Annotated in this window: 8 protein-coding genes; 5 read left to right on the forward strand and 3 right to left on the reverse strand. The window is 71.9% G+C overall.

The features are described 5' to 3' along the window. The first annotated feature begins 146 nt into the window (after positions 1-146). The 3 genes from Q1K57_RS02815 (at position 147) to Q1K57_RS02825 (ending at position 3,262) form a co-directional block, all read left to right on the forward strand. Positions 147-1,370: a hypothetical protein gene (locus Q1K57_RS02815; RefSeq protein ID WP_300078783.1), complete on the forward strand. Its 1,224-nt coding sequence runs from the start codon at positions 147-149 to the stop codon at positions 1,368-1,370. A gap of 77 nt (positions 1,371-1,447) precedes the next feature. Then, positions 1,448-2,392, forward strand: a complete 945-nt coding sequence (gene dapD, locus Q1K57_RS02820) for a 2,3,4,5-tetrahydropyridine-2,6-dicarboxylate N-succinyltransferase (protein ID WP_300078785.1) — start codon at positions 1,448-1,450, stop codon at positions 2,390-2,392. Positions 2,393-2,395: 3 nt separating this feature from the next. Then, the gene (locus tag Q1K57_RS02825; RefSeq protein WP_300078787.1) at positions 2,396-3,262 is read left to right on the forward strand and encodes a hypothetical protein; all 867 of its coding nucleotides are present in this window, start codon (positions 2,396-2,398) and stop codon (positions 3,260-3,262) included. An 82-nt stretch (positions 3,263-3,344) separates the two neighbouring features. Here Q1K57_RS02825 and dapC read toward each other — a convergent pair whose 3' ends face one another. Then, a complete protein-coding gene (gene dapC / locus Q1K57_RS02830) occupies positions 3,345-4,454 on the reverse strand; it encodes a succinyldiaminopimelate transaminase (protein ID WP_300078790.1) in 1,110 nt (369 codons plus the stop codon). Beyond that, entirely contained in the window at positions 4,451-4,771 is a 321-nt protein-coding gene (fdxA, locus tag Q1K57_RS02835) for a ferredoxin (protein ID WP_300078792.1), read from the reverse strand. The genes dapC and fdxA overlap by 4 nt, the downstream gene beginning before the upstream one ends. 69 nt (positions 4,772-4,840) lie before the next feature. Between fdxA and Q1K57_RS02840 the strand changes: the two genes are divergently transcribed. Continuing rightward, positions 4,841-5,401: a hypothetical protein gene (locus Q1K57_RS02840; RefSeq protein WP_300078794.1), complete on the forward strand. Its 561-nt coding sequence runs from the start codon at positions 4,841-4,843 to the stop codon at positions 5,399-5,401. A gap of 61 nt (positions 5,402-5,462) precedes the next feature. Here the strand turns inward: Q1K57_RS02840 and Q1K57_RS02845 are convergent, their stop codons facing one another. After that, positions 5,463-7,241 carry a VanW family protein gene (locus Q1K57_RS02845; protein WP_300078797.1) on the reverse strand — a complete coding sequence of 593 codons (1,779 nt, stop codon included), beginning with the start codon at positions 7,239-7,241 and terminating at the stop codon, positions 5,463-5,465. 133 nt (positions 7,242-7,374) lie between these two features. Between Q1K57_RS02845 and Q1K57_RS02850 the strand changes: the two genes are divergently transcribed. Further along, on the forward strand, positions 7,375-7,817 hold a 443-nt coding region (locus Q1K57_RS02850), incomplete at its 3' end, for an NAD-dependent epimerase/dehydratase family protein (protein ID WP_300078799.1).

The raw sequence follows: 7,817 nt of genomic DNA on the forward strand, positions 1-7,817 counted from the left end.
GTCGACGATGTCGCGAAACAGCTTGACGAGGTCTCCCCGCAGCGCCAGAAGCGCGGTTGCCACCATGGTTGCAGCCTACCGCTGGGCATCCTGAGAAATCTTAAGGCATCATGGAAAGGCGCCCCCACCCGTTGAAAGGACGTGCCATGGACGCCGACGAGCGCCCCGACGAGAACGTGTTCGAGAACGACCCCAGCACCGCCGACGATGCGTGGGCGGAGGAGGGCGAGGCTCTGAACGCCGACGCCGAGGCCACCCAGGTGCTGCCCGCGGCCGAGGACGACCCCGAAGCGACTGCGGTCCTCGACACCCCGGACGCCGCCCCCTCGGCAGCGCCGGTGATCACGGACGAGGAGGCCGCCTCGGCGACCGCGCCTGACGACGAGGCCGCCGGGACCGCACCGGCGGCGTCCGGCCGCGGCCGACGGATCGGGCTGATCGTCGGCCTGGCGCTCCTGCTCGTAGCGCTGGCCGTCGGCGGCTGGTTCTGGTGGGACTCCAGCCAGAAGGCGGCGCGCGAGCAGGCCGTCCGGGACAGGACGACCGCGTACCTCACCGCCCTGGCCGACGCCGACGCCGCGGGCGCGCTCGAGACCCTCGCCGAGCAGCCCGCCAACACGACCCTGCTGACCGACGAGGTGCTGGCCGCATCGCGCGAGGCGGCAGCCATCACCGACGTGGCCGTCGGCGCCGTCGCGTTCGACCCCGGCGACGAGACGAAGGCGACCGCCGACGTCACCTACACGATCGGCACCCAGCCGGTGGAGGCCACCCTCGACCTGACCGGCGACGGCCGCACGCACTGGGGCATCGCCGACGGCCTGGGGGATCTCACGACGACCACCGTGGCCGCCCTCACCGTCAACGGGGCGACGCTCACCGAGACGACCAGCCCCGTGTTCCCGGGGACGTACACCGCGGCGTCCACGAACCAGTACGTGACGCTGAACGGCACCACGACCGCCTTGCTGGCCGACCCGACGGCCGAACCCGCGCAGCTGACGCCCGAACATGCTCTCAGCGAGGCCGGCACGCAAGCCGTGCTGGCCGCCGTGAAGGGGCGCTTCGACGAGTGCCTCGCGTCCACCGAGACGCTGCCCGGGAACTGCCCGTTCGGTGTCGACCCCGGACCGGTGACGATCGAGAACAATCAGGTGAGCTACCAGCTGCAGAACGACCCGTGGGCCGGCTTCACACCCGCCCTCGACGTGGCGACCCTGACGGCGAGCGGAACGATCCACTTCGAGATCGACGCGCACGCCGTGGCCAGCTTCGACGGTCGCACGGGCAACGTGAAGGCCGACGTGGACGCCGACCGCGCCTACGCCGTCAACCTCACCCAGGATCCGCTGACCGTCACGTGGTCGTGAGCGCGGTTCCGGCCCCGGCGTCGTGGATCAAGACGCCCGGGCCGGAACAGCTGGCAGCCACCGCTAGGGTTGCCCGCATGACCCGAACCGCCGCTTCCTCCGCGCGACCAGCCTGGGGCTGGGGCCTCGCGACGACCACCGCCGCCGGCGACGTCCTCGACGTGTGGTACCCCGCCCCCGCCCTCGGCTCGGCCGATGGCGCCGAGGTGCCCAAGAGCCTGCTGGCCGCGCAGACGACCGACGAGCATCGCGGGGTCACCCTCCAGGCTGTGCTCACCGAGATCGATCTCGACGCCGCTCCTGCGTCGGTGCCCGACGCCTACCTGCGCCTGCACCTGTTGTCCGCCCGCGTGTGCGCGCCGCGCTCGCTGAACCTCGACGGCATCTTCGGCGTCCTGCCGAACGTGGTGTGGACGTCGGCCGGCCCGTGCGCCGTCGAGGGTTTCGAGGAGACCCGGGCAGCACTGCGGGCGGCCCGCGGGCACGTCACGGTGTTCGGCGTCGACAAGTTCCCACGGATGGTCGACTATGTGCTGCCCTCTGGCGTTCGCGTGGCCGACGCCGACCGCGTCCGGCTGGGCGCCCACCTGGCGTCGGGGACGACGGTCATGCACGAGGGCTTCGTGAACTTCAACGCCGGCACGCTAGGGACCTCGATGGTCGAGGGCCGCATCTCGGCGGGGGTCGTCGTGGGTGACGGGTCGGACATCGGCGGCGGCGCGTCCATCATGGGCACGCTGTCCGGCGGCGGCAGGGAGCAGATCTCGATCGGCGAGCGGTGCCTGCTGGGCGCCAACGCCGGTCTGGGCATCTCGCTCGGCGACGACTGCGTCGTCGAGGCGGGGCTCTACATCACGGCGGGCACGAAGGTGACCCTGCCGGACGGTGCCATCGTCAAGGCGGTCGAGCTGTCCGGACGCGACGGGCTGCTGTTCCTGCGCGACTCCGTGACGGGTGCCGTGCTGGTGAAGGCACGCAAGGGCACCGGCATCGAGCTCAACGCCGCGCTGCACGCGAACTGATCCGTGCGCGCCCTGGGTCGCGTCCTCGTCGCGCTGGTCGTCGCCGCGCTGCTGGCCGCGGTGGTGCTCATCGGCGTGGTGATCGTCTTCACGGTCAGCTCCACACCGCTGCCGATGAGCGACCAGTGCGTGGCGCGCGTCGCCGACGCGGACGTGACCCTCACGACCGAGCAGGCCACCAACGCGTCGATCATCGTGGGCGTCGCGACCCAGCACGGACTGGTGCCGAGGGCGTCCACGATCGCGCTGGCGACGGTCTACCAGGAGTCGGGGATCCGCAACCTCGACCACGGCGACCGCGACTCGCTCGGTCTGTTCCAGCAGCGGCCGTCGCAGGGATGGGGCACGCCCGCGCAGGTGCAGGACCCGTACCACGCGTCGAACGCCTTCTTCGACGCGCTCGTGGAGGTGGAGGGCTGGGCGAGCGGCGACGTGAACGACGTGGCGCAGACGGTGCAGCGCTCCGGGCACCCGCAGGGGTACCGGCGCCACGTCGAGAACGCCCGCCGGCTCGCGAGCGCCTTGACCGGGGAGACGCCGGCGTCGTTCACCTGCCGCGTCGCCCGGCCGCCGGCCGGCGATCCGGGTGGCATGGTGGCCTTCCTGCAGCGCACGCTGCCTTCCGCGGTTGACGTTCGCGCCGAGGGGGCACGCGTGATCGTCGAAGCGCCGGACAATGCCGAAGCCTGGTCCGTCGCGCACATCGCCGTGGCACAGGCGGCGAACTACGGACCCGCGAGCGTCGCGCTCGGCGACCGGACGTGGACCTCCGACGGGACGCTGAGCTGGTGGTCCGGCGAGGGGACCGGCGGCACCCGCGTGACGATCACTTTCGACCTGCCCTCCCCCAGCCCCACGCCCGGCGGCTGAAGCCCGCGTCGCACCCCCAGGAACGGTCTCGCGTGGGATCGTGTGGCCCCGTGTGACGGTTCGGCGCACGGGTGATTGTGCGTCAGAGGCGAGAGGCAGCGGCGGCGATGCGCTCGTCGGACGCCGTCAGCGCGATCCGGACGTGCTCGGCACCGGCGGCGCCATAGAAGTCGCCCGGCGCGGCCAGGATGCCCCGCTCGGCGAGCCAGTCGACGGTGACCCGGCAGGGTTCACCGCGGGTCACCCACAAGTAGAGCGAGCCTTCGGAGTGATCCACCCGGAAACCCGCCGCCTCCAGTGCCGGACGCAGCAGGGCGCGGCGTGCGCGGTAGCGGGCCGCCTGCTCCTCGACGTGGGCCTGATCGCCTAACAGCGCCGTCATGGCCGCCTGCACCGGGCCCGGCACCATCAGCCCCCCGTGCTTGCGCACCTCGAGCAGTTCCCCGAGCACCGTCGCATCCCCGGCCAGATAGCCCGCCCGGTAGCCCGCCACGTTCGACCGCTTCGACAGCGAGAACGCGGCGACCAACCCGTCCAGCGAGCCGCCGTTCACCTCGGGGTGCAACACGCTCACAGGTTCGGCGTCCCACGCGAACTCGCCGTAGCACTCGTCCGACGCCAAGACCGCCCCGATCGAGCGGGCCGCTGCCACCCAGGCCCGCATGCGCGCGGGCGAGAGGATCGCGCCGTGCGGATTGGCCGGGGAGTTGATCCAGATCAGCTTCGCCCCGGACGCCGCGGCCACGGCCGGGTCGTCGGTCGGCAGCACCGTGGCGCCGGCGATGCGCCCCCCGACCTCGTAGGTGGGGTAGGCGGTCGTCGGGATGACGACGACGTCGTCGGCGCCGAGGCCGAGCTGTAGCGGCAGATGGGCGACCAACTCCTTCGTCCCCACGACGGGCAGCACGTTCGCGTCGGTCAGCGGGACGCTCGCCCACCGGCGCTCCAGGTAGCCGCGGATCGCGGCCCGCAACGCCGGCGTCCCCCACACGGTCGGGTAGCCGGCCCACTGACCGGCGGCTCCGGCCAGCGCCTCGGTGGCGAGCGCGGGCACCGGGTCGACGGGGGTTCCCACGCTCAGGTCGCAGATCCCGTCGGCGTGGGCGCGGGCGCGCTCGCGCGCGCCCGCGATCGTGTCCCACGGAAAGTCGGGCAGCCGCTGCGACAGCCGGTCCGACCAGGGGGTGTTCACTCGCCCTGCGGCGGGAGCGCCTCGACGATCGGATGGTCGGCGTCGATCTTCCCGTGCCGCGCGGCGCCGCCCGGGCTGCCGATCTCGTCGAAGAACTTGACGTTGGCGTCGTAGAACTGGGCCTGGTCGGCCGGCACGTCGTCCTCGTAGTAGATGGCCTCGACCGGGCAGACCGGCTCGCAGGCGCCGCAGTCGACGCACTCGTCGGGGTGGATGTAGAGCATCCGGTTGCCCTCGTAGATACAGTCGACGGGACACTCCTCGACGCACGCGAGATCCTTGACGTCGACGCACGGCTGGGTGATCACATAGGTCATGAACCTGCTCCTTGAATCGGGCCAACTCCGGACTCGGAAGCACACTCTACAACGCGTGGGAGGCTCATCGTGCACACTGCCCAACCGGACGCCATCGCCCTGCTCGACCCGCCGCTGGAGGTGGGCGAGCGGGTGAGCGTTCGTGTGATCGACAAGGGGCAACGCACCGAGGTGCTCGGCTTCGTGACCGCCCTGGACGCGGCCTCGCTCACCCTCGTGGACCGGCGTGGCGCCACCCACGTGCTCGGCCGCGCCGTCGTGGACGCCGCCCGTCGCGTGGGTGTCGCGACCGGCCGCAACCCGGCCGCGACGCCCCGCGCCCTCCTCGACACCCTCGCCCGTCGCGCCGGCGCCGAGGGTGAGGTGTGGCTGGCGCGCATCAGCGCCCTGCTCGAGGGGCAGACGCCGCCGGCCTCGGTCCCCGCCCAGGGAGAGGTGGCCGTGTTCGACGGCGTGCCAGCCCGCGTCGAGGGTGAGTGGGTGACCCTGTCCGGCGGACAGGAGGCCACCTGGGTCGCCGCCGCATGGTGGGCGACGCGCATGGGCGCGCGGTCGATCCAGGTCCGCACGAGCGACGCGGACACGACGGCCGCGCTGGCGGCGTCCGGCTTCATCCGGATGACCGACTGAACCGGGGGACCTCGGCCGAGGAACCGGTCCCGTCGACGCGAACCGCCAAGGAGATCGGCGATCAGCGCTCGATGCGGTCCGCCCGGGCGTTCGGGTTCGTGCAGACGACAGGCGTGAGGGTGTTGTAGGTCCACTTGAACGGCTCGGTGCGGACCAGGTTGCCGTTCTGGTACCAGAGCCGGTTGAAGTTCACCGTGAACCCGCGCATGCCGCTCTGCGGGCTGCAGACCTCGGAGTTGTCCTTGATGGTCGCGCCCGGATCGCGGAAGTTGCTCTGCACCGGGTCGGACGCCTTGATGTCGTAGACCCGAGTGCTCCAGATGCGGACGGTGATCTTGCCGGTGCCACCGACGGACGGGTTGTTCGTGAAGGCTTGGATGAGGACGCCGTAGGGGCTGTCGTTCTTGAACTTCATGTCGACGGAGTTCCAGTCGAGCGTCGCCTCGCGGCCCATCGGGTAGCGGCTGAAGTACAGCGAGTGCGGCTTGTGGTAGACGTCGGTCATGCCGGCGAAGAAGGCGGCGTTGAAGAGCGTCGTGGTCGTCTGGCTGATGCCGCCGCCCATGCGCTCGACAACGCGGCCGCCGTCGATGGCGCCGCCGGCCGCCCAACCGTTCGCGAGCGTCCGCTCGCCGAGGGCGGCGTTCATGCTGAAGGTCTCCCCCGGCTTGACGAGGGTGTTGTTGATGAGGCTCGACGACTTGCCGATGTTCGTGATGCGGTACGCCGTCGCCGGGTAGTTCGTGCTGAACTCGCCGATGACCTCCTTGACGCCGAGAGCCTCCGCGTCGGCCGTGGTGAAGCCCGCCTCGACCTCGGTCGCCTCGACCGAGCCCGTGCGGTCGGACGTCTTCGTGAGTGCGTCGTACACCTGACTGCGCAACGCCTCCGGGTCGACGCCGAGTCCGTTGACCGCCGGCACCACCGTGGGCGTGCCGTCGCGCAGTTCGACGGTGGCGTCCTTCGCCTCGTCGAGTCCGAGCCCGGCGAGGGTGCTGCGCGCCTGCTCGAGCAGCGTCTGGGCGTTCAGTTCGGCTTTGAGCGTGCCGTCGGTGGGGACGAAGCTCAGCGAGGCCGCGATCATCGCGGGGGTCACGTCGAACGCCTTGTCGCCCGCCGTGATCGTCACCGGGGCCGACACGGCCGGCGCCGCGAACTCGGTCAGCGTCTGTTGTGCCTCGTCCGTCGTGATGTCCGGCTCGGCCTCGGTGATGACGGCGTCCACGCTCGTGGAGTCCAGGTAGGCGCCGGAGAGGGCGTCGCCGGTGGCGGCGGCGTCCAGCACCCGGCCGTTGGTGCCCTCCTTGACGACCGGCTGGCCTTCCTCGAAGACCAGTTCGGCGCTGACCGGATCGACGTTCACCTGCTGAGCCAGTTCGGCCGAGGCCGCCTCCAGCGCCGCCTGGTCGCGGGTGACGACCGCGTCGTGCGCCGCGCCACCGGTCAAACTGTCCCAGATGTCGACCGGGTTGAAGCTCTTCCGGGCGCCAGCCTCGGCCACGGACGCCGCGTAGTCGACGCCCAGGCCGAACTCCGCCGGGGTGCGGGTGAGTTGGTGTTCGGCGTCGCCGGTCAGCGTGATCGGCTGCGCCGACCGCTCGGCCAGCTGGGCCGCCAGAGCCGTCTCGGCTTCTGCGGGCGTCAGCCGCCCCACCTGGACTCCCTCGATGGTCGTGTTGGGGGGCAGCGTCTCACCCGACAGCGCATAGCCGATGCCATAGGCGCCTCCCAGCACCAGCAGCACGCCGCCGCCGAGGGCTGCGGCCCACACGCCGCGGCGACTCCGCCGCTTGCCGGCGGGCACGTCGGGGTCGGTTCCGGTGTCGGGGGCGGCGGCCATGTCTCCTCCATCGCTGTGGGCTGCGGACCATCGTAAATCCGCCCCCAGCCGGGCGCCGAATCAACGGTGGCAACCGGGAGAACGGAGTCCACCCCTAGAATGTGCCGGCAGGCCGGCCGGGGGGAGGAGAGGCGTGCACGCACTTGTCGTCGGCGGCACCGGGTTCCTCGGTTCCGCCATCGCCGACCGGCTCGGTGCGGCCGGCCACACGGTGGTGGTCACAGCGCGGACGCCGCCGGTCGCCCCCCTGCCCGCGGGGGTCACCTACCGGCACTTCGACGCGAACACAGCCGGCGACGCCGCCTACGCCGACGTCGCCGCCGGCACCGACCTCGTGGTGCACTGCCTCGGCCCCGACGACCGCAGCGCCCTGGCCGACCCCGTCGACGACTACCTCGCCCGGGAGCTCGTCGACCGAACCGTCCGGGTCGCCGGCGCGGCACGGGCCGCCGGCGCCACGCGGATGGTCGTCCTCGGCTCGTACTTCACGGCCTGGGAGCGCACCCACCCCGGCTATGCCGCGCCGCACCCCTACATCCGGGCGCGCCTCGCGCAACACGCGGCCACCGTCGCCGC

Origin of the sequence: Propioniciclava sp. (genome assembly GCF_029977985.1) — a bacterium.
GTDB lineage: Bacteria > Actinomycetota > Actinomycetes > Propionibacteriales > Propionibacteriaceae > Propioniciclava.

Coding starts and splice junctions, on each gene's coding strand:
- fdxA (WP_300078792.1), bottom strand. CDS start 4,771: ATGACCTATGTGATCACCCAGCCGTGCGTCGACGTCAAGGATCTCGCG.
- dapD (WP_300078785.1), top strand. CDS start 1,448: ATGACCCGAACCGCCGCTTCCTCCGCGCGACCAGCCTGGGGCTGGGGC.
- Q1K57_RS02815 (WP_300078783.1), top strand. CDS start 147: ATGGACGCCGACGAGCGCCCCGACGAGAACGTGTTCGAGAACGACCCC.
- Q1K57_RS02845 (WP_300078797.1), bottom strand. CDS start 7,241: ATGGCCGCCGCCCCCGACACCGGAACCGACCCCGACGTGCCCGCCGGC.